At 69.0% G+C, this 25,657-nt stretch carries 26 protein-coding genes and 1 tRNA gene; 17 read left to right on the top strand and 10 right to left on the bottom strand.

Features of this window, described 5'->3' with window-relative positions; all coding sequences use genetic code 11:
- Window positions 1-120 precede the first annotated feature (120 nt).
- Genes E0H45_RS13625 through E0H45_RS13610 form a run of 4 tightly spaced genes read right to left on the bottom strand, consistent with a single transcriptional unit; the run spans window position 121 to window position 2,335 of the window.
- Window positions 121-888 carry an MBL fold metallo-hydrolase gene (locus E0H45_RS13625; RefSeq protein ID WP_131337479.1) on the bottom strand — a complete coding sequence of 256 codons (768 nt, stop codon included), beginning with the start codon at window positions 886-888 and terminating at the stop codon, window positions 121-123.
- Window positions 885-1,709, bottom strand: coding sequence for an NUDIX hydrolase (locus E0H45_RS13620; RefSeq protein ID WP_238154947.1), 825 nt, complete (start codon window positions 1,707-1,709; stop codon window positions 885-887). The genes E0H45_RS13625 and E0H45_RS13620 overlap by 4 nt, the downstream gene beginning before the upstream one ends.
- Before the next feature lie 6 nt (window positions 1,710-1,715).
- Complete coding sequence (locus E0H45_RS13615) at window positions 1,716-2,177, bottom strand: RidA family protein (protein WP_131337478.1); 462 nt, start codon at window positions 2,175-2,177, stop codon at window positions 1,716-1,718.
- Entirely contained in the window at window positions 2,174-2,335 is a 162-nt protein-coding gene (locus E0H45_RS13610; protein ID WP_130386959.1) for a Sp36 family protein, read from the bottom strand. Before E0H45_RS13610 ends, E0H45_RS13615 begins: the two co-directional genes overlap by 4 nt.
- An 84-nt stretch (window positions 2,336-2,419) precedes the next feature.
- Here E0H45_RS13610 and bagA point away from each other — a divergent pair, with 84 nt between their 5' ends.
- The 4 genes from bagA (at window position 2,420) to E0H45_RS13590 (ending at window position 9,445) form a co-directional block, all read left to right on the top strand.
- The gene (gene bagA, locus E0H45_RS13605; RefSeq protein WP_131337477.1) at window positions 2,420-3,370 is read left to right on the top strand and encodes an ATPase BagA; all 951 of its coding nucleotides are present in this window, start codon (window positions 2,420-2,422) and stop codon (window positions 3,368-3,370) included.
- Complete coding sequence (bagB, locus tag E0H45_RS13600) at window positions 3,367-4,485, top strand: ArsA family ATPase (RefSeq protein WP_131337476.1); 1,119 nt, start codon at window positions 3,367-3,369, stop codon at window positions 4,483-4,485. Before bagA ends, bagB begins: the two co-directional genes overlap by 4 nt.
- Window positions 4,486-4,570: 85 nt before the next feature.
- Window positions 4,571-6,922, top strand: a complete 2,352-nt coding sequence (gene lon, locus E0H45_RS13595; protein ID WP_131337475.1) for an endopeptidase La — start codon at window positions 4,571-4,573, stop codon at window positions 6,920-6,922.
- A 129-nt stretch (window positions 6,923-7,051) separates the two neighbouring features.
- The gene (locus E0H45_RS13590; protein WP_131337474.1) at window positions 7,052-9,445 is read left to right on the top strand and encodes a penicillin-binding protein; all 2,394 of its coding nucleotides are present in this window, start codon (window positions 7,052-7,054) and stop codon (window positions 9,443-9,445) included.
- 8 nt (window positions 9,446-9,453) lie between these two features.
- On the opposite strand, the gene E0H45_RS13585 is transcribed toward E0H45_RS13590, so the two are convergent.
- Complete coding sequence (locus E0H45_RS13585) at window positions 9,454-9,921, bottom strand: GatB/YqeY domain-containing protein (protein ID WP_131337473.1); 468 nt, start codon at window positions 9,919-9,921, stop codon at window positions 9,454-9,456.
- 32 nt (window positions 9,922-9,953) lie between these two features.
- Between E0H45_RS13585 and E0H45_RS13580 the strand changes: the two genes are divergently transcribed.
- The 9 genes from E0H45_RS13580 (at window position 9,954) to E0H45_RS13540 (ending at window position 16,710) form a co-directional block, all read left to right on the top strand.
- Window positions 9,954-10,892 (top strand): metallophosphoesterase, encoded by a 939-nt coding sequence (locus E0H45_RS13580; RefSeq protein ID WP_420323334.1) that lies wholly within the window; start codon window positions 9,954-9,956, stop codon window positions 10,890-10,892.
- Between the two features lie 24 nt (window positions 10,893-10,916).
- Window positions 10,917-10,993, top strand: a tRNA-Pro gene (locus E0H45_RS13575).
- A 67-nt stretch (window positions 10,994-11,060) separates the two neighbouring features.
- Window positions 11,061-12,419: a J domain-containing protein gene (locus tag E0H45_RS13570; RefSeq protein WP_131337471.1), complete on the top strand. Its 1,359-nt coding sequence runs from the start codon at window positions 11,061-11,063 to the stop codon at window positions 12,417-12,419.
- A 4-nt stretch (window positions 12,420-12,423) separates the two neighbouring features.
- A complete protein-coding gene (gene lipB, locus E0H45_RS13565; RefSeq protein ID WP_131337470.1) occupies window positions 12,424-13,053 on the top strand; it encodes a lipoyl(octanoyl) transferase LipB in 630 nt (209 codons plus the stop codon).
- Between the two features lie 9 nt (window positions 13,054-13,062).
- Window positions 13,063-13,548: a hypothetical protein gene (locus E0H45_RS13560; RefSeq protein ID WP_131337469.1), complete on the top strand. Its 486-nt coding sequence runs from the start codon at window positions 13,063-13,065 to the stop codon at window positions 13,546-13,548.
- Complete coding sequence (locus E0H45_RS13555) at window positions 13,541-14,239, top strand: carbohydrate-binding family 9-like protein (protein WP_131337468.1); 699 nt, start codon at window positions 13,541-13,543, stop codon at window positions 14,237-14,239. Before E0H45_RS13560 ends, E0H45_RS13555 begins: the two co-directional genes overlap by 8 nt.
- Before the next feature lie 43 nt (window positions 14,240-14,282).
- Window positions 14,283-15,215 carry a tetratricopeptide repeat protein gene (locus E0H45_RS13550; RefSeq protein ID WP_131337467.1) on the top strand — a complete coding sequence of 311 codons (933 nt, stop codon included), beginning with the start codon at window positions 14,283-14,285 and terminating at the stop codon, window positions 15,213-15,215.
- 102 nt (window positions 15,216-15,317) lie between these two features.
- Window positions 15,318-16,079, top strand: coding sequence for a CoA transferase subunit A (locus tag E0H45_RS13545; protein ID WP_131337466.1), 762 nt, complete (start codon window positions 15,318-15,320; stop codon window positions 16,077-16,079).
- A 1-nt stretch (window position 16,080) separates the two neighbouring features.
- Window positions 16,081-16,710: a CoA transferase subunit B gene (locus tag E0H45_RS13540; protein ID WP_131337465.1), complete on the top strand. Its 630-nt coding sequence runs from the start codon at window positions 16,081-16,083 to the stop codon at window positions 16,708-16,710.
- Here E0H45_RS13540 and E0H45_RS13535 read toward each other — a convergent pair.
- Window positions 16,700-17,911, bottom strand: coding sequence for an alpha/beta hydrolase family protein (locus tag E0H45_RS13535; RefSeq protein WP_131337464.1), 1,212 nt, complete (start codon window positions 17,909-17,911; stop codon window positions 16,700-16,702). The two genes, E0H45_RS13540 and E0H45_RS13535, sit on opposite strands and share 11 nt — an antisense overlap.
- A gap of 86 nt (window positions 17,912-17,997) precedes the next feature.
- Between E0H45_RS13535 and E0H45_RS13530 the strand changes: the two genes are divergently transcribed.
- Window positions 17,998-18,891 (top strand): carbohydrate kinase family protein, encoded by an 894-nt coding sequence (locus E0H45_RS13530; protein ID WP_131337463.1) that lies wholly within the window; start codon window positions 17,998-18,000, stop codon window positions 18,889-18,891.
- Window positions 18,892-18,959: 68 nt separating this feature from the next.
- Here the strand turns inward: E0H45_RS13530 and E0H45_RS13525 are convergent, their stop codons facing one another.
- Entirely contained in the window at window positions 18,960-19,643 is a 684-nt protein-coding gene (locus tag E0H45_RS13525; RefSeq protein WP_131337462.1) for an NUDIX hydrolase, read from the bottom strand.
- Between the two features lie 78 nt (window positions 19,644-19,721).
- Here E0H45_RS13525 and E0H45_RS13520 point away from each other — a divergent pair, with 78 nt between their 5' ends.
- Both E0H45_RS13520 and E0H45_RS13515 read left to right on the top strand, forming a co-directional pair.
- Entirely contained in the window at window positions 19,722-20,717 is a 996-nt protein-coding gene (locus E0H45_RS13520) for an SPFH domain-containing protein (RefSeq protein ID WP_131337461.1), read from the top strand.
- 16 nt (window positions 20,718-20,733) lie between these two features.
- Window positions 20,734-21,609, top strand: coding sequence for an NAD(+)/NADH kinase (locus E0H45_RS13515; protein WP_131337460.1), 876 nt, complete (start codon window positions 20,734-20,736; stop codon window positions 21,607-21,609).
- Here the strand turns inward: E0H45_RS13515 and E0H45_RS13510 are convergent.
- Window positions 21,558-22,607 (bottom strand): hypothetical protein, encoded by a 1,050-nt coding sequence (locus tag E0H45_RS13510; RefSeq protein WP_202872279.1) that lies wholly within the window; start codon window positions 22,605-22,607, stop codon window positions 21,558-21,560. The two genes, E0H45_RS13515 and E0H45_RS13510, sit on opposite strands and share 52 nt — an antisense overlap.
- Window positions 22,608-23,060: 453 nt before the next feature.
- Window positions 23,061-23,807 carry an SDR family oxidoreductase gene (locus tag E0H45_RS13505; RefSeq protein WP_131337459.1) on the bottom strand — a complete coding sequence of 249 codons (747 nt, stop codon included), beginning with the start codon at window positions 23,805-23,807 and terminating at the stop codon, window positions 23,061-23,063.
- A 102-nt stretch (window positions 23,808-23,909) separates the two neighbouring features.
- Between E0H45_RS13505 and E0H45_RS13500 the strand changes: the two genes are divergently transcribed.
- Window positions 23,910-24,743 (top strand): helix-turn-helix transcriptional regulator, encoded by an 834-nt coding sequence (locus E0H45_RS13500; protein WP_131337458.1) that lies wholly within the window; start codon window positions 23,910-23,912, stop codon window positions 24,741-24,743.
- Here E0H45_RS13500 and E0H45_RS13495 read toward each other — a convergent pair.
- Window positions 24,685-25,611 carry a hypothetical protein gene (locus E0H45_RS13495; protein ID WP_131337457.1) on the bottom strand — a complete coding sequence of 309 codons (927 nt, stop codon included), beginning with the start codon at window positions 25,609-25,611 and terminating at the stop codon, window positions 24,685-24,687. The genes E0H45_RS13500 and E0H45_RS13495 overlap by 59 nt on opposite strands.
- Between the last annotated feature and the right edge of the window lie 46 nt (window positions 25,612-25,657).

Genomic DNA, 25,657 nt, shown 5'->3' with positions numbered 1-25,657 from the left:
TCCCGTCGTATCTGTGGATAACCCCAATTTGCCTGGCTGACCCATCAAATCGGGGGTTACTCACCCGGGTTCCGGGTCACAAACCCCCGATTTGATGGGTCAGCCAGGCAAATTGGTGGGTCAGCCAGCCAAATAGTCGAGTTGGGCGCGGACGGAGCGTTCGGCGGCGGGCCAGAGGGATTGGGGTACGTCGGCGTAGACGTGTTCGACTATCGACTCGGGGGTGGTGTGGCCTTCGGCGATGGCGGCTCGGACCTGGGCCAGGCGATCTTGGCGGTGGTCCAGGTAGTACGTGAGGACGTCGGAGGGGTCGTCGATCACGGGGCCGTGGCCGGGGAGTAGGCGGAGTACGTCGGCTGGGGAGTTCGCGAAGGCTCGGAGGCGTTCGAGGGAGTCGAGGTAGGGGCCCAGGGCACCGTCCGGGTACGCGACGACCGACGTACCGCGGCCGAGGACGGTGTCTCCGGTGAGGAGCGAGCCGTCCTGGGGGAGCCAGAAGCAGACCGAGTCGAGGGTGTGGCCGGGGGTCGGGAGGACCTCGATCCGGAGGCCGTCGGCGGTGATCACGTCGCCCTCCGCCAGGCCGTGGGCGTGGTCGGTGGGGATGCGGAACTCGGGATCCACCGCCCGTACGCCGCAGCCGGCCTGGTTGGCGAACCACGCGGCGCCCTCGGAGTGGTCCGGGTGCTTGTGGGTCAGCAGTACGACGGCGACCTTGCCGGCCGCGTCCAGGACCGCGCGGAGGTGGTCCTCCAGCATCGGGCCGGGGTCGACGACCACCGACTGCTCCGCGTCCGGGGCGCGCAGGATCCAGGTGTTGGTGCCGTCCAGCGTCATCAGGCCGGGGTTGTCGGCCCGCACCAGGGTGGCGTACTCAGTGACGTTCATGTGGTCTCCAGATAGGCCAGGTCGCCGTCGACACGCACGGTGGGCATGATCGCCCGGATCTCACGCTCGCCGGCGGCGGCCAGGATCGCCGCGACATCGTCGTACTGCGAGAGTTCGTGGCAGCAGATGTACGTCGGGGGCAGCATCAGCACCTCGCCCGCGTCGACGGCCGAGACCGCGTCCGCCGGGCGGATCCACGTGACCTGGTCGGACTCGCTCGTCACGTCTCGGGTGACCTGCCCCTCGGGGAGTGCGGCGACGAAGAACGCGGTGTCGTACCGCTTGGGCTCGAACTCCGGGGTGATCCAGTGCGCCCAGGGGCCGAGCAGGTCGGCGCGCAGGACCAGCCCGCGCCGGTGCAGGAACTCCGAGAACCCCAGCTCACGCGTTTCCAGGGCGACCCGGTCGGCCTCCCAGTCGGCTCCGGTGGTGTCGCCGACGACAGAGTCCTTCGACGGTCCGGCCAGCAGGACACCCGACTCCTCGAAGGTCTCGCGGACGGCGGCGGCGACGTACGCCGCTGCCGTCTCCGCCGAGCAGCCGAGCCGCTCGCCGAACCACTCCGGCGACGGCCCCGACCAGGAGTCCGCAACCGTGGAATCCGTCGCGTCGACCCGTCCCCCCGGGAACACGGTCATCCCGGCAGCGAACGCCATCGTCCGCTGCCGCCGCAGCAGGTAGACCTCCGGACGCGGCGCGTCGCGCAGCAGGATGACCGTGGATGCCGGGCGGGGTTCGGCCGGCGTGCGGGCGCCCGCGGCGTACTCGAGGGCGACCTCGGCCATCCGGCCGGTCATCAGCTGCGACTTCAGGTCCCGCACGAGTGGTCAGCCGACCTCGACGATCAGTTCGACCTCGACCGGGGCGTCGAGCGGGAGAACCGGTACGCCGACGGCGCTGCGGGCGTGCTGCCCGGCGGCGCCGAACACCTGGCCGAACAGCTCGGAGGCACCGTTCGCGACCTGCGGCTGACCGGTGAAGTCCGGCGTGGAGGCGATGAACGCGACTGCCTTCACGATCCGCTTCACGTTCGCCAGGTCGCCGATCTCCGCCTTGACCGCAGCCAGCGCGTTCAGCGCGCACTGCTGGGCGCACTCGCCGGCGACCTCCGCCGTGACCGCGTCGCCGACCTTGCCGGTGGCGATCAGCGTGCCCTCGCGCAGCGGCAGCTGGCCGGACGTGTAGACCAGGTCACCGGTCCGGACGGCCGGGACGTACGCGGCGACCGGCTTGGCCACGTCGGGCAGCTTCAGGCCGAGCTCGGCGAGCTTCTCCTCGGGGTGGCTCATTTGTCCTCGATCTCCCGCTTGAAGTAGGCGACCAGGTTCTCCGGGTTCATGCCCGGGACGACCTGGACCAGCTCCCAGCCGTCCTGGCCGAAGTTGTCCAGGATCTCCTTGGTCGAGTGGACCAGCAGCGGCGCGGTGAAGTACTCGAACTTCTTCATGAAGGGGACTGTACCGAGGCCTCCCCCACCCCACCGCCCCGGTCAGGAACGGTGTGTCGTGGAGCACGTCCTACCCTGGGACCTATGGCGCGACTGCACGTGGTGACCGGCAAGGGCGGCACCGGGAAGACCACCGTCGCGGCCGCCATGGCGCTCGCGCTGGCGGAGCAGGGCAAGCGGATCCTTCTGGTCGAGGTCGAGGGCCGTCAGGGCCTCGCCCAGCTCTTCGACGTACCACCCCTGCCGTACGTCGAACGCCGGATCGCGCAGGGCCCCGGTGGCGGTGACGTGTTCGCGCTGGCCGTGGACGCCGAGGCCGCGCTGCTGGAGTACCTCGACATGTACTACCACCTCGGCCGCGCCGGGAAGGCGCTCGAGAAGGTCGGCGCGATCGACTTCGTCACCACGATCGCCCCCGGGCTCCGCGACGTACTGCTCACCGGCAAGGTGTACGAGGCCACCCGCCGCAAGGAGCACGGGAAGCTCGCGTACGACGCCGTGGTGGTGGACGCCCCGCCGACCGGGCGGATCGCGCCGTTCCTGAACGTGAACACCGAGGTCGCCGGACTCGCCAAGGTCGGACCGATCCGCAACCAGGCGGACGCGATCATGGGCATGCTGCGCTCGGACATCACCCGGGTGCATCTGGTCACGCTGCTCGAGGAGATGCCGGTCCAGGAGACCCTCGACGCGGTCGGGCAACTGGAGGCACTGGACCTGCGGATCGGGTCGATCGTGGTGAACATGGTCCGCAACAGCCCGCTCGACGACGACGCGCTCGCCCTTGCGGTGAAGGAGAAACTGCCCACCGCCGAGCTGACCAGAGGCCTGAAGGCGGCCGGCCTGACGATCGGCGACGACCTGGTGAAGACCCTCGCGAGCGAGGCGCACGACCACGCGATCCGGGTCGGGCTCGAACGCGAGAACCGCGACCGGATCGATGCCCTGGGCAAACAGGTGACGGAGCTGACGCTGCAACCGGACGGCATCGACCAAGGCACCCTGATCGACCTGGCCGAGGAGTTCCGGGCATGAACCTGGATCTGGACGCACTCATCGACGACGCCGAAACGCGGATCATCGTCACCTGTGGTTCCGGCGGGGTCGGGAAGACCACGACCGCGGCCGCGCTCGGTCTGCGCGCGGCGGAACGCGGGCGGAAGGTCGTCGTACTCACGATCGACCCGGCCCGGCGGCTCGCGCAGTCCCTGGGACTGACCGAGCTCGACAACACCCCGCGCGCGGTGGCCGAGGTGAACGCCGAGAACGGCGGCCGGCTGGACGCGATGATGCTGGACATGAAGCGGACGTTCGACGACGTCGTCCTGCAGCACGCGACGCCGGAGAAGGCCGAGCAGATTCTCGCGAATCCCTTCTATCAAGCGCTTTCCTCGTCGTTCGCGGGGACGCAGGAGTACATGGCGATGGAGAAGCTCGGGCAGCTGCACAAGCAGGCCGGGCGGACCGGCGAGTGGGACCTGATCGTGGTGGACACTCCCCCGTCGCGGTCGGCGCTGGACTTCCTGGACGCGCCCGAGCGGTTGGCGTCGCTGCTCGAGGGCCGCTTCCTCAGGCTGCTGCTGGCGCCGGCGCGTGGCCCGTTCAAGCTGATGTCGGCCGGCGTGAACATGGCGATGTCGGTGCTGAACAAGGTCCTCGGCGCTCAGGTGCTGACCGACGTACAGACGTTCGTGGCGGCGTTCGACACGTTGTTCGGCGGGTTCCGGCAGCGTGCCGAGCAGACGGTCGCGCTGCTCCGCGAGCCGCACACCGCGTTCCTCGTCGTGGCCGCCCCGCAGAACGATGCGCTGCGGGAGGCGTCGTACTTTGCGGAGCGGCTGCGGGCCGAGGGAATGCCGCTGGCCGGCGTCGTGCTGAACCGGGTGACGAACACGCAGGCGCCAGAACTGTCAGCGGAGCGGTCACTCGCTGCAGCCGAGAAGCTGCAGGAAGCGGACAAGTCGCCGCTGACGGCCGCCGTACTGCGGTTGCACGCGGACAAGATGCAGCAGGTCGTTGGCGACCACAAGCGGGCCGAACGCTTCCGCCGAGGTCACCGCTCCATCAAGACCGTCGAGGTGCCCGCACTGGCGGACGACGTGCACGATCTGAGCGGTCTACGCCAGATCGGCGAGCTGCTGACCGCCTGATTTCACCGTCAGCGAACGCCGGGAATTACCTGCTTACACCCATGGTTGAGCCTGTCAGACTCAACTTGGAAAAGGGTGTGACAGCGTGACCGATACGTTGAATCTTCCTGTACTGCCGCTGGACGACGTCGTGGTTTTGCCGGGGATGGTCGTGCCGGTCCGACTCGCTGACAGCGAGGCCCGGGCGGCGATCGATGCCGCGCAGGCCGCCGGTCAGGACCAGGTGCTCCTGGTCCCGCGGCTGGACGGAAAATATGCCAAAGCCGGGACGCTCGGTGAGATCGAGCAGATCGGCAGGCTGCCGGGCGGTGCCCAGGCGGCCGTGATCCGCGGGACCCAGCGGGTCCGCATCGGCGCCGGGACCACCGGCCCGGGTGCGGCGCTCTGGGTGGGCGCGACGGTGATGCATGAGATCACCGACGACCGCTCTGTCGAGCTGGCCCGCGAATACAAGACCCTGACGACCTCTGTGCTGCAGCGTCGCGGCGCCTACCAGGTGATCGATTCGATCAAGCAGGTCGACGACCCGGCGGAGCTTTCCGACCTGGCCGGCTACGCGTCGTACCTGAACAACGGGCAGAAGTCCTGGCTGGTGGAGAACGCGAATGTCTCCGAGCGGCTGGAGAAGCTGATCGGCTGGGTGAAGGACCACCTCGCCGAGCTCGAGGTCTCCGAGACGATCCAGAAGGACGTCCAGGAGGGCATGGAGAAGCAGCAGCGGGAGTTCCTGCTGCGCCAGCAGATGGCCGCGATCCGCAAGGAGCTGGCCGAGCTCGACGGCAAGGCCGAGTCCGAGGAAGAGGACTACCGGGCTCGCGTCGAGGCGGCCGACCTGCCGGAGCACGTGCGCAAGGCCGCGCTCGCCGAGGTCGACAAGCTGGAGCGGACGTCCGAGCAGTCCCCCGAGGTCGGCTGGATCCGGACCTGGCTGGACTCCGTTCTCGAGCTGCCGTGGAACGAGCGGACCGAGGACAGCTACGACATCCGCGAGGCGCGGGCCGTGCTGGACGCGGACCACGCCGGCCTGGACGACGTGAAGCAACGCATCACGGAGTACCTCGCCGTACGGCGTCGTCGTGCGGACCGTGGTCTCGGTGTCGTCGGCGGTCGCCGCAGTGGCGCCGTACTGGCGCTGGTCGGTCCTCCTGGCGTGGGTAAGACCTCGCTGGGTGAGTCCGTGGCGCGTGCGATGGGCCGGAAGTTCGTCCGGGTCGCCCTGGGCGGTGTCCGGGACGAGGCCGAGATCCGTGGCCACCGGCGGACGTACGTCGGTGCGCTGCCGGGCCGGATCGTCCGGGCCATCACCGAGGCGGGTTCGATGAACCCCGTCGTACTGCTGGACGAGATCGACAAGGTGGGTGCGGACTACCGGGGCGACCCGACGGCCGCGCTGCTCGAGGTCCTCGACCCGGCGCAGAACCACACCTTCCGGGACCACTACCTGGAGGTCGAGCTGGACCTGTCCGACGTGGTGTTCCTGGCCACGGCGAACGTGCTGGACTCCATTCCGGCGCCGCTGCTGGACCGGATGGAACTGGTGCAGCTGGACGGGTACACCGAGGACGAGAAGGTCATCATCGCCCGTGACCACCTGCTCCCGCGTCAGCTGGAGCGGGCGGGCCTGACGGCGGACGAAGTGACCATCGAGGACTCGGCGCTCCGGGTGCTCGCGGGTGAGTACACCCGGGAGGCCGGCGTACGGCAGCTCGAGCGGTCGATCTCGCGGGTACTGCGGAAGGTGACAGCGAAGCTCGCCCTGGGCGAGGACGTTGGCAACCTGACGATCGACGGCGGTGGCCTGAAGGGGTACCTGGGTTCGCCCAAGTTCACGCCGGAGTCCGCGGAGCGTACGGCGCTTCCGGGTGTGGCGACCGGACTGGCGGTGACCGGTGCGGGTGGTGACGTGCTCTTCGTCGAGGCGTCGCTGGCCGACAAGGAGACCGGCCCGACCGGAGTCACGTTGACCGGGCAGTTGGGCGACGTGATGAAGGAGTCGGCGCAGATCGCCCTGTCGTACCTGCGCTCGCACGGCGCGGAGCTGGGGCTGCCGGTCGGCGACCTGGCCGAGCGGAACGCACACATCCACGTGCCGGCCGGTGCCGTTCCGAAGGACGGACCGTCGGCGGGTGTGACGATGACAACGGCGCTGGCGTCGCTGCTGTCCGGGCGGCCGGTCCGCTCGGAGGTCGCGATGACCGGTGAGGTGTCGCTGACCGGACGGGTGCTCCCGATCGGCGGGGTGAAGCAGAAGCTGCTCGCCGCGCACCGGGCCGGGCTGACCACGATCCTGATCCCGAAGCGGAACGAGCCGGACCTGGAAGACGTGCCGGCGTCCGTGCTCGCGGAGCTGACCGTGCACCCGGTGAGCGACGTCCGTGAGGTGCTGGATCTGGCGCTGGAGCCGGCCGAGGTCGGCGCGCACCAGTTCGCCGCCTGACCCGGCGTACCGAGGGCCCGGGCAAGTGCTCGGGCCCTCGTCCTTTTGGATGAACTTTGTCCAGAAGGAGTGACCGAACTCACACGCGCAGCGGTAACCCAGATCGGCGGTCCCGTAGTCTTAACAACCATGCGCGTAGGGGAAAAGGGCGACCGCGGTGTCGTCCAATCTGTGGTTCTGTTTCTAGGGGTGAGCGTGCTGTCGGGGGCCTTGGCCGCCGGTCTCGCCATCCCGTTCGCCGGCCTCGCCGGATTCACCACGGAGAAGACTTCCGACACGCTGCAAGACCTGCCGCAGCAGTTCGACGAGGTGCCGCTCAAGCAGAAGAGCACCATCCTGGCCGCCGACGGGTCGGTGATCGCCACGCTCGCCGAGCAGAACCGGGTACCGGTCAAGCTCAAGGACGTCGCGCCGATCATGCAGAAGGCGATCGTCGCGATCGAGGACGACCGGTTCTACGAGCACGGCGCGCTGGACGCGAAGGGCACGCTGCGCGCGCTGCTGCAGAACCAGTCGTCGGGCTCGGTGCAGCAGGGTGGTTCGAGCATCACCCAGCAGTACGTGAAGGTCAGCCTGGTCGAGAAGGCGAAGACGCCGGCCGAGCTCGCCGCTGCGACCGCCGACACGTACCAGCGCAAGATCGCCGAGCTGCGGTACGCGATCGCGGTCGAGAAGCAGTACTCCAAGAACGAGATCCTGGAGAAGTACCTCAACCTCGCGAACTTCGGTGACGGCGCCTGGGGTATCCAGGCCGCCGCCCAGCACTACTTCTCGGTGAACGCGTCCCAGCTGACGCTCCCGCAGGCCGCGATGCTGGCGGGCCTGGTGAAGAACCCGACCGGCTACGACCCGACCAACTCCCCCAGCCGCTCCAAGGACCGCCGCGACGTGGTGATCCGCCGGATGCTGCAGCTGAACGTCATCTCGGTCGCCCAGGCCAACTCGGCCCTCAAGACGCCGGTCATCGACCCCGCCAAGGTCCGCCCGAACAAACTCGGCTGCGCCAACGGCCCGTACCCCTTCTACTGCGAGTACATCGTCTCGCTGCTCGAGGACAACCCGGCCTTCGGCAAGACCAAGACCGACCGCGCCAACTACATCAAGACCGCGGGCCTGACCATCAAGACCTCCCTCGACCGGAAGATCCAGGCCGACGCGCAGCGCTCGATCGACACCCACTCCCAGACGACCGATCAGGCGGTCGCCGCGATCACGATCGTCGAGCCGGGCACCGGCCTGGTGAAGGCGATGGCGCAGAGCCGTGGGTACGGCAGCAAGCGCGGCCAGACGTCGTACAACTACAACGTCCCGAAGAGCTACCCGGGCGGGTACGGCGGTTGGCAGAACGGCTCGACGATGAAGGCGTTCACCATCGCCGCGGCGATCCAGAAGGGCATTCCGCTCAACTACAAGATCAATTCGCCGAGCCCGGTCCATCTCGAGGGCCAGACGTTCAGCACCTGCGACGGCCCGTACAAGATCACCAGGCCGTACGACCCGAAGAACTCGACGACGAACGTCCCGATCCCGACCATGGTCCAGGCGGCGCAGAAGTCGACCAACACCTACTTCCTGCAGCTCTCGCAGCGGACCGGCCTGTGCCCGATCGCCAAGATCGCCGCGTCCCTGGGGATGTACCAGGCCCAGACGGGCGAACCGCTCGAGCAGGTCCCGTCGATGACCCTGGGCATCGACAACATCTCCCCGCTGCAACTGTCGAACGCGTACGCCGCCTTCGCGGCCCGCGGTATGTACTGCCAGCCGTGGCTGATCACCTCGGTGAAGGACTCGGCCGGCAAGGCGTTGAGCATCCCCGGCGCGCAGTGCAAGCAGGTGCTGTCACAGGAGGTCGCCGACGGCGTCAACGCGGTACTCCACCAGGTCATGGAGACCGGCGGCACCGGCAGCAAGCTGAAGTTCGGCAAGAGCGACCTCGCGGGCAAGACCGGAACCATCAACGAGGCCAAGGCGGTCTGGTACGCCGGTTACTCGTCGAAGCTCGCCGCGGCCGCCACGGTGGCCGACGCGTCCCCGCCGTACCACGAACTGCAGGGCCAGAGCCTGAACGGCAAGCCCATCAACGACCCGTCAGGTTCCGGTACGGCCGGTCCGATCTGGGAGGCCGCGATGAAGGCCGCCCTGCAGGGCTACCCGACGACGCGTTTCGTCGCGCCGTCCAGCGTTGTCCAGCGAGGCAACGTGAAGGACCTGCCGTTCGTGAACGGCATGAACCCCGAGGACGCCGCGAACAAGCTCCGGCAGGCAGGCTTCGAGGTCGCGATCGCGACCGGCACCGTCAACTCCGAGGAGACCGCCGGCACGGTCGCCTACACCGATCCCCGGCAGCGCGACGGCGCCCCCGACGGCTCGCTGGTGACGATCTACGTGTCGAACGGCAGCAAGCAGACCAAGCCGGGGAAGCCGACGACCACCGTGAAGCCGCCGACCACCCCGACCACGCTGAACCCGAACTGTCCGCCGACGAATCCGAAGTACCCGAACTGCGGCCGCCGCGGCCGCTAGCCCAGCGGTCAGGCGCCGAGCTGGCGTTTGACCTCGGCGGAGACGACGCCGCCGTCGGCCTTCCCTTTGACCTTGGGCTGCAGGGCGCCCATGACCTTGCCGATGCCGCGCGGGCCGAGCTCGGCGGCGCCGGTCGCGGCGATGGTCTCGGTCACCAGGACCTTGATCTCGTCCTCGCTGAGCTGCTCGGGGAGGTAGTCGGCCAGGATGTCCGCCTCGGCCTGTTCCTTGTCGGCGAGCTCGGCGCGGCCGGCGTCGCGGTAGGCGACCACAGACTCGCGGCGCTTCTTGGCCTCGGAGCTGAGCACGTCGACGATCTCGGTGTCGGTGAGCTCGCGGGCCTCCTTGCCGGCCACCTCCGCCTTGGTGATCGCGGTCAGCGCCATCCGCAGGGTCGACTTGCGGATCTCGTCGCGCGCCTTGAGGGCGGCGGTCATGTCGTCGTGCAGGCGCTGCTTCATTCCGGAGTTGGACATGACCACAATTGTGGCAGGCTGGTGGAATGAGCTTGCGCAGGATCGCCACCACCACCCTCAAGACCACTGCGGTGGTCAGTGCCGTGGGTGCCGCCTGTGTCGCGTATGCGGCCGGTATCGAGGTGCGCTGGTTCACGCTGCGCAGAGTGACTGTGCCGGTGCTGCCTGAGGGGACCGCGCCGCTCAAGGTGCTGCACCTGTCGGACCTGCACCTGATGCCCAAGCAGGAGAAGAAGATCCGCTGGGTCAACGACCTGGCTGCGCTCGAGCCCGACCTGATCGTCAACACCGGCGACAACCTTGCGAGCGAGCACTCGGTCCCTCCGCTGCTCCGTGCGTACGGCGATCTGCTCGATCTTCCCGGGGTGTTCGTGTTCGGCTCCAACGACTACTGGAAGCCGCACTTCAAGAACCCGGGCAAGTACCTGCTGCCCGCGGACAAGCAGCGCCACAAGCCGCACGGTCCCGACCTGCCGTACGAGGAGATGCGCCGCGCGTTCAGCGGCGCCGGCTGGACGGACCTGAACAACGCCAAGGCCACCCTGAAGGTGAACGGCGTGCGCCTGGACTTCGCCGGCACCGACGACCCGCACATCAAGCGCGACCGGTACGACGAGGTCGCGGGCGAGGTCGACCCGACGGCGGACCTGTCGATCGGCGTCACGCACGCGCCGTACCAGCGGGTCCTGAACGGATTCGTCGGCGACGGTTATCCGCTGGTCCTCGCCGGTCACACGCACGGCGGTCAGGTGGCGGTGCCGTTGTACGGCGCGCTGGTGACCAACTGCGACCTCGACACGTCCCGCGTGAAGGGCCTGTCGACCTGGGGGTACGACGGCCGCCAGGCAGCGCTGCACGTGTCGGCAGGGCTCGGTACGTCGCCGTACGCGCCGGTCCGCTTCGCCTGCCGTCCGGAGGCGACATTGCTCACCCTCGTCCCACGCAATAACCCGATTTCGTCCGGACGCTGAGCCCATGTAAGCTACTCGCGACTTCGGGCTGTGGCGCAGCTTGGTAGCGCGCTTCGTTCGGGACGAAGAGGTCGCAGGTTCAAATCCTGTCAGCCCGACCACCATTGAGGGTCAGTCACTGCGGTGACTGACCCTCAGTGCGTTCTGTCGTGTCGCGGAGGTGCTGGGGTGAGCGGGGCCGATCACTACGAAGTGCTGAATGTCGAGCGCACGGCCAGCGCCGCGGAGATCAAGACCGCGTACCGGAAGCTGGTCCGCCAGGTGCACCCGGACCAGGGTGGCAACGCGGCGCTCTTCCGGCTCGTGCAGGAGGCCTGGAACACGCTCTCGGACCCGGTCAAGCGCGCCTCCTACGACCGCCTGCTCGCCGGCCAGTCGACGACGACCACCCGCGAGCCCCGCCGCGAACCCCGGCCCGAACCGGAGCCGCAGCCCGAACCGGAGCCCACGTGGACCTGGTCGACCGACCAGCCCTGGTCGGGCGAGTCGTCGTCGAGCGAACAGCCGGCTGAGCCCAGGACGACCGGCGAGAACGTCCAGCCGGTCGACGCGGGCCCGATCCACGCAACCCCGACCTTCGGCCGCTGGCGAACCCCCGCCCTGATCGCGCTGACCGCCTTCTGCGCACTGGTCGTCTGGATCCTCGTCACCATCGGCTACCACGGATTCTGGGATGTTGTCTTCGGCATCGGAACCGCCGCGATGATCGTGGTGGCGATGCCACCGCACTGGAGCAGGCGGGTGCCTCTCGGTGGCCTGTTCAAGGTGCTCGGCGTGCTCACCGCAGCCTTCTACCTGCTGGCCCTGATCCTGACGCTGAATCCGTTCGCGGCGAGCGGTGCATCCACGGTCGGCCGGATTCTGCTCGGCGGGGTAGTCGCCGGCCTGGTGGTCGTCCGGATCCTCACCGGTCGCTGGTCGAAGGCGCATGCGTTGGACCTGGCGATCGACCGGACCTCGGCGTACGAGTTCAACCTGTGGGGCCGTCCCGGCGAGCCGCTTGTCGACGATGCACTCGCCGCGCCGATCGCGGCGTACGACGTGCTGCTGCAGCGGCGTACGGCCAACCTCCTCGACCCTGTGGTCGGCGCGCTGCCCGCGGCGAAGCTGGTGCACGGTGCGCAGCTCGGTGCCGTCGCCGTCGATCACATGCTGCTCAACGGGCACCGCGTCGCGCTGATCGTGTCGCTGGTGGGACCGCCCGGCGCGTACTCCCTCGATGACTACGGGTCCCTCGTCTTCAACGGGCAGCCGATCGACAGCCCGGTGCCCGCACTGGAGGCCGCTGTCGCTGCCTGGAGCGGACGGCTCCGGACAGCTCAGGTACGCGGCTTCCTGATCGTTCACCCGACCGTGGAAGGCCAGGGCGGGATCATGACGCCGTCCGGCTCCGAGGCCGCCGTGACGTGTCTGTCGGCCCGGTCCGCCGATCGTGAACTCCTCAGCTGGCTGGAGCCGGAGGGCAACGTGCTCGACCGCCGGCTGCTGTACGACGTGCTGCGCCGCGCGCCGTACGGCCTAACCTGAACGCATGCAGCGGATTGATCTCGGCGAGGTGGAGTACGACGTCGCCACCAAGGACATGCGTGGCTGGGTCGAGGAGCGCGTCGAGGGCAAGGCCGAGGACCGCCTGTTCCTGCTGAGTCATCCGCCGGTGATCACCTACGGCCCGCGGACGGTCCTCGACGACCTGCCTGCGGAGGCGGCCGCGATCCCCATGGTGCAGGTCGACCGCGGCGGGTTCGCGACGTACCACGGCCCCGGCCAGCTGGTCGGGTACCTGGTCATCGACCTGCACCAGCGCGGCCCGGTCGACATCGTGCGCTGGCTGGAGAACGGCCTGATCGAGGCCCTCGGCTCGCTCGGTTTCCCGCTGGTACGCCGGGACACGCCGAAGGGCGCCAGCAGCCTGGTCGGTGTCTGGACCGAGGACGGCCGGAAGCTGTGCTCGATCGGCATGCGGATCCGGCGCGGCGTGACCAGTCACGGGTTCTCGGTGAACGTGGACCCGGACATGACCGTGTTTCACACGTTCACCAGCTGCGGGCTGGACGACGTCACGATGGTCTCGCTCGCCGAGCTGGCCGCTGAGCAGGGCCTGACTGCCCCCACCGACGCCGACGTGCGCGATGCCATCGCTAACTCCCTGGGAGCCCGATAGCCTGCCGCAATGAGTCAGGAGGACGACGGCGACCGGATGCCCGACGATCTGGAAGCCGCGCTGGAGACCGCCGACGACGAGGCGGAGGAGGCCCGCCCAGGGCGGTACGACGCGCCGCCGCTGCCGCCGGGGCTGATCCTGGCCGTCGTCGGGCTGCTGTGCGGGTTCGCCACCATCGCGCTGGTGTGGCTGAGTGAGCGCGGCTGCGAACGGTTCCGCGACACCACGAACTGCGGTGCCCTCGGGCTGCCGCTGCTGATCGTGATCGTGGTCGTCACGATGGTGCTCGGCGGTACGGCGCTCAGCCGGCTGGCGATGCCGCACCCCAAGCTGATCCCGTTCCTCGGCGTCGCGTTCATGGTCGCGCTGGTCGTGGCGTTCCTGACCGGCCACCTGGACTCGCCCTGGATCCTCGCCGTCGTGCCGGTGCTGACCGCCGTCACCTTCCTGCTCGCCAACCTTCTCGCCCGACTGCTGGAGCGCGCCGATGCCTGACCTGCCCGTCTACGAGTGCCCGCGGACCGCCACCATGCCGAACTTCGACGGCACCCTGACCGACCCGGCCTGGGAGGCCGCGCCGTGGACGACCGCCTTCGTCCCGATCCACGACGGTCCCACGCCACGGTTCCTGACCCGGGCGAAGCTGATGTACGACGACCAGTACCTGTACGTCGGCGGCCTGCTCGAGGAGCCGCATGTCTGGTCGACGATGACCGAGCACAACAGCAAGCTGTTCCACGAGAACAACTTCGAACTGTTCCTCGACCCGGACGGCGACGGGCAGAACTACTACGAGTTCGAGATCAACCCGCTCGGAACGATCTGGGAACTCACGCTGCCGAAGCCGTACGTCGACGGCGGCGTGCCGATCGACCCGACGAACCTGCCCGGTCTGGGGACCGCGATCCACGTCGACGGCACGCTCAACGACCCGTCGGACACGGATACCGGGTGGTCGGCGGAGGTCGCCGTACCGTGGGCCGACCTGGCGCCGTACAACAAGGGCCGGGCGACGCCCCCGAACCCGGGTGACGAGTGGCGGATGAACCTGATGCGCTGCGAGTGGCCGCACGAGGTCGTGGACGGTGCGTACGTGAAGGGCGACGACTGCGAGTTCTGGGTCTGGTCACCACAGGGCATCGCGGACATGCACCGCCCGGCGACCTGGGGCATCCTCCGTTTCTGACCCCGTGACACGGCGTTAACACGGGCGAGCGACAATGAAGCACGTGAACTTGGGGGGCTCCGGCGAACCACACAGTCTGGAGGCGGACCAGGTCGTCAGCGCGATCGAGCGCGCGTGTGAGAGCGACCTGCGGACCGCCTTGCGGCTGGTTGCGCGCTATTCGGCGTACTGGTGGTCGAACGGGCTCCAGGACGAGGCTGCGGCCGCGGCCGAGCGGGTGCTCAGCATGCTCGGCCGGACCGTCCCGGTCGGGCTGGACGAGGAGTACCTGCTGGCCGTCATCCACGGCGCGGCGTCGGCTGAGCAGGAGCAGGTGGAGCTGGCCCAGCAGATCGTGCTGACGACGGCAGGCCCGTTCCGGTACTCCGTGACGGTGCTGCTGTGGTCACTCGTCTTCGGGCCGTTCGAGCCGGCTGCCGTGGTCGAGGACGTGCTGGAGCGCAACGAGGCCGGTGACGCCTGGACACGCGCAGCCGTCGAACTGTGCCGTGGCTACCCCGGTCTGACGACAGCCGCGCCGGGTGACGCGGCACAGAGCCTGCGTACGGCGCTGGGCCGGTTCCGGATGCTGGAGGACCGGTGGGGCATGTTCCTGGCCCTCAGTGCGCTCCGACAGGTCGTAGACGAACCGCTGGACGCCACCACGGAGGCGCTGGAGCTCGCCGAGCACCTGTGCCTCGCAGAAGAGACCGCACTGCTGCTGTGCGAGCGTGCCGAGCTCTACCGACGGCAGGGGAAGCTGGAAGACGCACACGCGGACTACAGCCGGGCCCTGTCGATCGGGGAGCACGCCGACCAGCCGGAAACCATTGCGGTGGCGCGGGTCGGTTTGGCACGTACGGCGCGAGGCTCGGGCAATCTCCCGGCCGCTCGCGTGCACCTGTCCGCCGTACTCGCCATCCCTGAGCTGGACGACGCGCACTACGAGGCGCTGCACGAACTGGCGGCGCTGAACGCGTCCGAGGCATCCGCGTAGCACCTGACCACATAGCCGAGTGGTACCACTCACATCGCGGGACGCGGGTCGGCTGGTTAGAGTCGGAGCGGATCGGGCCTCGACACTGCAACGGAGCAGCTGATGGACAAGACGTACGGATCGCCGCAGGAAGCGGTGGCGGACATCGGGGACGGCGCAAGCCTCGCCGTCGGCGGCTTCGGGTTGTGCGGCAACCCGATGCAGCTCATCAGCGCTCTGCACGACAAGGGGGTCTCCGGGCTCAGCGTCGTGTCGAACAACTGTGGCGTCGACGACTGGGGACTCGGCATCCTGCTCGCCGACAAGCGGATCGCCAAGATGACGTCGTCGTACGTCGGGGAGAACAAGGAGTTCGCCCGGCAGTTCCTGTCCGGGGAGCTGGAGGTCGAGCTGACCCCGCAGGGCACGCTGGCCGAGAAGCTCCGGGCCGGCGGCTGCGGGATCGCCGCGTTCTTCACCCTGGCCGGTGTCGGGACGCAGGTCGCCGACGGTGGGCTGCCGCAGAAGTACAACGCGGACGGTTCGGTCGCGAAGGCGTCGGAGCCCAAGGAGACGCGGGAGATCAACGGTACGACGTACGTGCTGGAGGACTCGATCACCACCGACTTCGGGCTGGTGCACGCGCTCAAGGGCGACACCCACGGGAACCTGGTCTTCGACCGCAGCGCGCGGAACTTCAACCCGCTGGCCGCGATGGCCGGCCGGGTCACGATCGCGCAGGTCGAGGAGCTGGTCCAGCCTGGTGAGCTGGACCCGGACTCGATCCACCTGCCCGGTGTCTACGTCCAGCGCGTGGTTGCCGTCGGCAAGGACGTCGAGAAGCGGATCGAGAAGCGCACCGTTCAGCCTCGGAAGGACGCCTGAGATGCCACTCACCCGTGAGCAGATGGCCGCTCGTGCCGCAGCCGAACTCGAGGACGGCTCGTACGTGAACCTCGGCATCGGTCTGCCGACCCTGGTCCCGAACTACATCCCGGACGGCGTCACCGTCGTCCTGCAGTCCGAGAACGGCATCCTCGGCGTCGGGCCGTACCCGGTCGAGGGTGCCGAGGACCCGGACCTGATCAACGCCGGCAAGGAGACCGTCACGACGCTGCCCGGCGCCTCGTTCTTCGACTCGTCGCTGTCCTTCGGGATGATCCGCGGCGGCGCGATCGACGCGGCCATCCTGGGCGCTATGCAGGTCTCGGCCACCGGCGACCTGTCCAACTGGATGATCCCCGGCAAGATGGTCAAGGGGATGGGCGGCGCGATGGACCTGGTGCACGGCGCGAAGAAGGTGATCGTGCTGATGGAGCACGTCGCCAAGGACGGCTCGCACAAGATCCTCGCCGAGTGCGACCTGCCGTACACCGGTCGCGGCGTCGTCAACCGGATCATCACCGACCTCGCCGTCCTGGACGTCACCGACGACGGACTGCAGTTGGTCGAGCTCGCCGACGGCGTCACCTTCGACGAGCTCCAGGAGAAGACCGGGGCACCGATCAAGCAATGAACCTCGTCTCCGGCAGCGCGTGGGTCCAGTCGTACGGGCGGTGCCGGAGATGCTGGTCGAAGAACGCTGGGATGTAGGTGCGCATGGCGCGCAGCACCTGGTCCGCGTTCGCCGTACCGATGGTGTTCGCGATCAGCTCCGGCGGGACTGTGAAGAACCGCTGGAACCAGGGGATCAGCGCCTGGTAGTCGACGAAGCTGTAGTGGCGGCCGTTCGGGACGTTCAGGTCGCGCTTCCAGCCGGTCGAGTGATCCCAGAACAGTCCCCAGGACGGGTCGGTGCGGTGGTCGTGCGGGCCCGGGCCGGTCGCGCCTGAGCCCGTCAGGAGGAACGGGCGGTTCGTGCCCTGCGCGACGGTCGGTGCGTCTGCCGGGTCGTCGTACCCGTAGCCGAGCTCGGCGTCGAGGTCGATGGCGGCGCGGATCCGCGGGTCGGCGACCAGGAGGTCGATCGAGGTGAGCCCGCCGGCCGAGTGGCCGTACGACCCGATCCGGTCGAGGTCGAGGATGTTGCCGAGTCCGGCCGGGAGGCGGCGTTGTTCCGCGTCCGGGTTCTCACCGCGGGCGAGCCGGGTGAGGCTGTCCAGGACGAAGCGCAGGTCGGCGAAGCGGGTCGTGCGGGCGAGCATCGCGTACGGCGCGGGCGGCAGGGTCTGTACTTCGATCCGGTTGCCGGGGAACTCGACGCCTGAGACCTCGTACGTGTGGTCCACGGTGACGACGACGTACCCGCGGCTCGCGAGCTCGGCGACGCTGATCGACGCGAGCCCCCGCGGCACGCCGAATCCCGGCGAGAACAGGACGACCGGTCGCTTCCCCGGGCAGACCGGGGCGAGCAGGCCGGCGTGGCTCTTGGCGCCGACCCAGTCGATCGTCCCGACCGGTTGCTGCAGGGCGATCGCGGCGCCTTCGCCGAACACCTCGGCGGTCAACGGCGGCAGGTACGGCGCGGGCGCGGTGACCCGGCTCGCCGGGTACCAGACGCTGATCATCAGCTCGCGCGGGCGTCCGGGAACAAACGGGTCGTCACGACCGGCATCGACCAGGTGCAGCTCGGTCGTGCCCACCGGGAACGGACCTGTCGGCCGCGGAAGCCGAATCGAAATGGGCACCTCGGTGCTTGCTCCCGCTGATCGCAGGGCGGCGAAACCGGCGAGCGGGGCGAGGGCGGCGGAGGTGAGGAGAATTCGTCGGTTCAGCATGGATCGACTGTGCCTGGAGACCAACTATCCGTTCAGCTTGCGAAAGACACCTGTGATCCCTGGCGAAAGTCGGGTATTACGGGACGGTGGAGTTGGATGTGCTGGTGATCGGCGGAGTAGGCATCGACACGATCGTGCGGGTGCCGAGCCTGCCGTTGGCGGATGTGGACACGGTTCCGGTCGAACCGATCGAGTCGTACCTGGCGCACACCGGGCACGGCGTCGCGCTCGGCTGTCACCTGCTCGGGCTGAACGCCGGGCTGGTGGACGTGGTCGGCGACGATCCCGAGGGGGCGCGGATCCGCCGTGCGTACGACGAACTCGGCATCCCGCTGCGCGTCGTCCTGCACCCGAGCGGCACCCGCCGATCGGTCAACCTGGTCGCCCCGGACGGCCGCCGGCTCTCGATGTACGACGGCCGCCACCCGCGCGGTCTCCGCGTCGACCCGAACCTCTGGCGCCCGGTGATGCGGCACGCCCAGCACGTCCACGTCTCGATCATGGACTTCGCCCGCGACGCCCTCGGAGACGCGATCGCCGCCGACCGCTCGATCTCCACCGACCTGCACGACTGGGACGGCCGCAACGACCACCACAAGGACTTCGCCACCGCGTCCGACATCGTCTTCGTCTCCGCCGCCGCCCTGCCACCCGACGGCGTCGACTGGATCCTCGCCAACGGCCGCGCCGACGTCGTGGTCGCAATGGCCGGCGCAGACGGCAGCTACCTCCACGTCCGTGGCGAACCGATCCGCCACTTCCCCGCGATCACCTTCCCGGACCGCCCCGTAGTCGACACCAACGGCGCCGGTGACGCCTTCGTAGCCGCCTTCCTGGCCCGCTACCTCGACGGAGCCCCCTGGCAAGACGCCGCCCAAGCCGGCACAGTCGCCGCCGGCTGGGCCTGCACCTCCCCCGGCACCCACACCAACCTGATCACCGCCGAGGAGCTAGCTGTCCGCACCCGGAATCACCGCTGAAGCTTGAGTGATCCGCCGAGTCGGGCCTGGTCCAGTGATGAGGACGTGGGTCATAGGCGGGCTGGAGGTCAACCGCGGGTCATCGGGGGGTGCAGGGTGGTGGCGGTGCCGCGGTGGAACAGTTGGGCCGGGCGGCCGCCGTCGCGGGTTGTGGTGGTGCCGATCGGGGCTACGAAGTCGCGGGTCTTGGTGACCTTGCGGTGAAAGTTTCGGGGGTCGAGCGGGAGGCCCCAGACCGCTTCGTAGACGCCGCGGAGTTCGGAGATCGTGAACTCCGCGGGGCAGAACGCGGTGGCCAGGGGTGAGTACTCGAGTTTGGCGCGGGCGCGTTCCACGCCGTCGGCGAGGATGCGGTGGTGGTCGAACGCCAGCCGGCCGGAGTCGTCCAGTACGTCGGTGGCGTCGACCCAGCTCGCCGACGCGGCGTCGGAGCCCGCGACGGGTGCGGGCAGATCCGGCACCAGGGCCAGGTACGCCACGCTGACCACCCGGCCACGCGGGTCGCGATCGGGAGCGCCGTACGTCGCGACCTGTTCGAGGTGGATCCGCTCCGCGGACAGCCCGGTCTCCTCCGCCAGCTCGCGGCGGGCGGTCGTCTCCAGGTCCTCGTCCGGCCGCACGAACCCGCCGGGCAGCGCCCACCGGCCCCGGTACGGCGGGATGCCGCGGCGGATCAGCAGCACCTGGAGGCGGCCGTCGCGGACGGTCAGGATGACCAGATCGGTGGCCAGGCCGAGCGGCTCGAAGTCCATCACCCCACTCTAATCGTCACCTTGACGAGAAGTCACTCGACCCCTTATCGTCATAGTGACGACAAGGAGAACGAAGAGATGGCAGACATCACCCGGTTCCGCTTCATCAGCCACCTGCGGGCCAACCCGACCACCCACGTGCGGCACCTGCGCAACGGCAAGGTCGCGCACGACGGCGCCGGCCAGGCGTTCTGGTTCCGGGCCCTGAACTCGTCGCTGAGCGAGATCCCGGTCGACGACCGCGAGCAGCCGTTGCTGTTCCACGGCCGCACGCAGGACTTCCAGGACGTCGTGGTGCAGGCCACCGTCACCTACCGGGTGACCGACCCGGCGCTCGCCGCGAGCCGGCTGGACTTCGGCATCGACCCGGACACCGGTCTTTGGCGGTCGACCCCGCTCGAGCAGCTCGGCGGACTGCTGACCGAGCTGGCGCAACAGACCGCACTCGACCTGCTGGCCCGGATGACGCTCACCGAGGCGCTGTCCGAGGGCATGACCGCGCTCCGCCAGGCGGTCGGCACCGGCCTGCGGGAGGACCAGCGGCTGACCGGGCTCGGCATCGGCGTCGAGGACGTGCGCGTGGTCGCCGTACGCGCGGAGCGGGACGTGGAGAAGGCGCTGCAGACACCGACGCGCGAGATGGTGCAGCAGGCCGCGGACAAGGCGACGTACGAACGCCGGGCAATGGCCGTCGAGCGGGAGCGGTCGATCGCGGAGAACGAGCTGCAGAACCAGATCGAGCTCGCCCGGCGCGAAGAGCAGCTGGTCAACCAGCGCGGTCAGAACGAGCGCATGCGTGCGACCGAGGCCGCGGCGGCCGGTCAGATCGAGACGCAGGCCGCAGCCGGTCGTCAGCGCGCACTGGCCGAGTCGGAGGCGGACGCCAAGCGGGTGATCGGCGCGGCGGAGGCGGCTGCCGAGAAGGCGTTGCTGGAGGCGTACGTCGATCTCGACCAGGCGACCATCCTCGCGCTCGCGATCAAGCAGGGCGCGCTGCCGGAGATCGGCACACTGAACCTGACGCCGGACCTCATCACGCCGCTCCTGGCCAAGCTGGCCGGACAGGCATCCTGACCCTGGAGGTCGTCTCATGAGCCTGCCACCTAGGGCAGTGATCGTGCATCGTGCGACCGAGCTCACCGAGCTGGTCGCCCGGCACGGGACGCGGCAGCAGGCCGGGTTCTTCCTGGCCGGCCGCGGGCGGGATCTGGCCGAGCTGGATGCGCGGCACCAGGCCCAGCAGGACGCGCTCGCCACGGTCTCGGCGGCGATCCCGCTGGACTGGCGCCGCGCCATTGCCGAGCGCAACGACCTGGACCGGTTCGGGTTCGGTCCGGAGGATGTGGTGATCGCGGTCGGCCAGGACGGGCTGGTCGCGAACGTGGCCAAGTACCTGGACGGTCAGCCGGTGATCGGGATCAACCCCGAGCCGGCCCGCAACCCCGGCGTACTCGTGCCGCACGAGCCCGCCGCGATCGCCGACCTGCTGGCCGAACGTCAGGTCGTCGCCCGGACGATGGTTGCCGCGAGCACCGATGACGGGCAGCAGCTCGTCGCGTTGAACGAGGTGTACGTCGGCCACCGGACGCATCAATCTGCGCGCTACCGGCTGAGCTCGCCCGATGGATTGCCGGAGCGGCAGTCGTCGTCCGGGATCCTGGTCGGCACCGGGACCGGGTCGACCGGCTGGTGCCGATCGGCCTGGCAGGAGCGGCGCAGTCCGTTGGCCTTGCCAACGCCGATCGATCCGGTGCTGTGCTGGTTCGTCCGCGAGGCCTGGCCGTCGCCGGCGACCGGCACCGACAACACCGAAGGGTTGCTCAAGGCACCGGAGTCGTTGACGATCACGGCCGAGTCGGACCTGGTCGTGTTCGGCGACGGGATGGAGTCCCACACCTTGAGCATCGGCTGGGGTCAGCGGATCGAGATCGGCGTCGCCCCGGTCAAGTTGCACCTGGTGGTCTGAATCGTGGCATGCCACGCGGAGTACAGCCGCCGCGCCGACCCGCCGATCGGGCCGACAGCGTTGAACACCGCGCCCCGGCTGGCCGGCTTGGCGTTCTCGATCGCGTCGACGGCCTGCTCGGGCGCGTCGATCGTCGACGAGCACACGTCCAGGATGTAGTCCGGCACCTGCAGCTTCGGGTCCACGCAGCCGACCAGCGGTACGCCGACGGCCGCGACGATCGGGAACACCGTGCCGGGGATGCCCACCGCGCAGTCCACAGTGGCCGATTCCGGCACCGAACCCAGCGCGCTGATCTCGTACTGGTCCCAGAGCGTCCGGTCCTCGCGCGGATGCAGGCCGACCACGATGTGCTTGCGCGCCGCCTCCAACTTGGCGGCCGCGTCGAGCAGCAACTGCGTGCCGGGCGCCGCGTCGCCGGTCTGGTCCGGGTGCGTGACGCTGGTCAGCACGAGCACCCGGTCCTTCTGCGGCGCGTACGTCGGCAGGTTGTCTGTCTGCGCCGACCCAACCATCCGCACGCGATGCTTCCAGCCGAGGTACGCCGCGAACACGTCCGACTCGGCCGGCGACGCCGCCGTCACGAGCTCCAACCGCGACCGGAACTCCTTGGCCCGCGGCGCCTCCACCGGCTTGAGATACGCCAGCGAACTCGCCGCCATCGGCAACCGCTTCAACGCCGCCGCCACATCGGCCGGCCAGTCCGAGGCGCCGTTCACCACCAGCAGATCAGCCTGCGGTACGTCGTTCAGCGTCGCGACCGGGACCGGGTCACCCGGCTTGATCTGCGTCAGATCCGGAACGACCTGGACCAGCTCCCACCCACGCCGTACGGCCTCGGCCAGCAACGGTTGCGCGTGGTACGTCCCCCACGGCTCATTCGTTGCCAGCAGCACCCGAGTCCGCCGGGGCCGGGCAGCCAACGAGAGCCCCGGCGTCGCGGCAAGCCCGATCCCCAGAGCCCCGGCCTTCAACAGCGTGCGTCGCGTCGCAATCATGCCCGCGACCCTACGAACCCATGGTGAACAACCGCTAGCCCTCCTCCGACGACTGGATGATCAGGTGCGGCAGACAGAGGGAAAGATTAGAAGAGAGAAATGGCTCTTGTGACGGATGTGTGGGTCGGCTGGGTTGAGTTGGGAGTCACCTGGGTGGGTCGGGTGGTCGGGTGCGGGAGTGGATATCCCCTCGTGTTGGGGGTTCTCTCCTCGCACACCAGCAGAGAACCCCCAACACGAGGGGATATCCGTTCGTTTGCCAGATCCTCCACCAACGCGAACCTGGCCGGCGAGCGGGCGAAGGGCAGTGGGGTCGTGGCGGAGGTGACTTGGGGAGGATCGTGTACCCGATTTGGGAAGAAATCCTCCCCAGCCTCGGCTCCGGGCGCCATCGACGCAGTTGCCCCGCCGTATGCGTGCGCTCGTCGCGTCCGCACCACCCTGCCCCGCGTGCTAGATCTCCTTTGACGGCTGGATGATTAGGTGCGGGAGATTCACGTTTCGGGGGCGGCTGACGACGTACGCGATCAGGTCGGCGACCTCGGTGACCGGGACGGCGGGGAGGGTGGTGCGGAGGTCGTCGACCATCGACTGCAGCTCGGCGGGGAAGCTGTCGGCGAGTTCGGTGCCGTCGATCATTCCGGGTTCGAGACTGGTCACCCGGATCCCCTCGTTCGCGAGTTCTGCGCGCAGCGCCCGGGTCAGGTAGCTGACACCCGCCTTCGAGGCGCCGTACGTCGCCATGCCGGGAAGGAACTGCTGCGCGGCCAGCGACGACACGTTGATCAGGTCGGACGTCCTTGTCTCGGCGGACCGCTTCAACGCGGGCAGGAACGCATGCGTGACGTTGATGACGCCGGACAGGTTGACGTCGACGAGACGCCGCCAGTCCGCGGCCGGCGCGTCGCCGAACGGGATCAGCTGCATCAGGCCGGCGTTGTTCACCAGCAGATCGAGGTCACCCAGGCGGTTCTGCACCAGGTCCGCTGCCTCGGCCACGGACTGCTCCGAGGTGACATCGGCCGGGACGACGAGCGCCGTACCGCCGGCCTCCGCGATCTGAGCCGCGACCTTCTCGAGGCGATCGTGGCGCCGAGCAAGCAACGCGACGGACGCGCCGTCGGCAGCGAGACGAGTGGCGATGGCGGCGCCGATTCCGCTGGCGGCGCCGGTGACGAGTGCGATGCGTGAAATGCTCATGGCTCCACGTTCCGCCGTACGGCGCTCGCTCAGAAGATCCGCTTCGACCGTAGGTCTGGCAGTACCACCCAGTGCGTTGAACCTCGCAGGGATACTGGATCGGTGAGTGCGCTGGGAGAGTTCTTGCAGTCCCGCCGGGCCCGGGTACGCCCCGAGGACGTCGGCCTGCGGCCCGGGCCGGATCGCCGGGTCACCGGCCTCCGCCGGGAGGAGGCCGCGCTGCTGGCGAACGTGAGCGTCGACTACTACGTCCGCCTGGAGCAGGGCCGCGCCGCGAACCCGTCGGTCGCGGTGCTGAACGCGGTCGCGGACGCGCTGCGGATGGACCAGGCCGAGCGGGATCACCTCCGGTCGCTGGCGTGCGCGGCACCACCCGCCGTACCACCGAAGACGCCTGTCCGCCCGCAGCTCAAGGCGATGATCGACGCGATGCAGGACCTGCCGGCGATCGTCGTCGACCGCCTGAGCAACGTCCTCGCGTGGAACTCCGCCGCACTGGAGGTGGTCGCAGACTTCGAGGGGTCCGCACACCGGAACCTGGCCCGTTTGTACTTCCTGGACCCGGATTCGCGCGACTACTACGCCGACTGGGAGACCGTCGCCCAGGACGCGGTCGCCGTACTCCGGCGAGCATCGGCCGAGTACGCCGACGACACGGAGCTAGCGGCCCTGGTCGAAGAGCTCCGCGCCGCCAGCCTCGAGTTCGAGCGGTTCTGGACCTCCCAGGACGTCCAGAACCGCTCCCACTGCCCGAAGATCCTGAACCACCCCGTCGCCGGGCAACTCACCTTCTCCCTGGAGTCCCTCCAACTACCAGGCGACGACACCCAGTTCGTCATCACCTACACGTCTGCCGACCAGGCCACCGCGGCCTGGCTCAGCCTCCGTTCAGCGGGTCGTATGCGGGAGCGAAGCGGAAGGACTCCCAGTCGGTGAAGGCTCCGGGGGTCTTGCCTAGGCTCTTGATGACGGTTGAGGTGCCGTTGGCGTGGCCGACGGCGTACAGGTAGGCGGTTTTGGCGTCCCTGTCGATGCCGAGGAGGATCGAACCGGTCCTGCCGCACGGGGCCGCCACGAGCTGCTCGAAGATCTGCCAGCTCGACGTGCGCACCGGCGTGATGATCGGCTTCAGCGGGACGCTGGTCGGGATCTTGACCGTGTAGAGACCGCCCGCACGGTTGTTCGCCAGGAACATGTCGTACGTCGGAGTCGTGGCGATCAGTGCGAACGACTTCATCGTGCTCATCCCAGTCACGTACCCGGTGTTGCGGAAGCCCCGGCCGACATCGGTCCAGCGCCCGAACTTGCCGTACATGTCCTGCGAGTACAGCATCGTCCGCGTCGGCTTGCTGGTCGCGGACGCCTTGTACTGCGACTGGATCAGGAACCGCCCGCCCCACCCGTTGCCGATCCGCTTGAACACCGGCGTACCGACGATCTTGCCGTCGCTGCCGATCGTGTAGGTGCTCTCCATCAGATAGCCGGCGCCCCAGACGACCTTGCCGCTGCGGGTCGTCCGGCCGTTGCCCGCGGGCACCGCGGTGAACGCGGTCGGATTACTCACGGCGTACGGCGTCGTGTAGAGGTTCGGCGTGTTAAGGGCCGGGCTCACGGTCGGCGGCGCCGTGGCGCTGACGACCCGACTGTTGACGCCGGAGGCCAAGTCGAACGAGCCCAGCCCGAGCGCACAAGCCGCCGCGACCGCACTGTTGTTCGCGGGTGCGGCGGAGGCCGGCTGGAGCGACGGACCGAGGGTGAGCACAAGTCCGGCGGCGCCGGCGAGCCCGAAGGCCTTACGGAACATCAGATCGTCCTTTCGGAGAGACTCTTACACCCCTTGATACGACGCG

This window comes from Kribbella soli (assembly GCF_004331345.1).
Taxonomy (GTDB): Bacteria; Actinomycetota; Actinomycetes; order Propionibacteriales; family Kribbellaceae; genus Kribbella; species Kribbella soli.
This window is presented reverse-complemented; position numbering and strand designations above follow the sequence as displayed.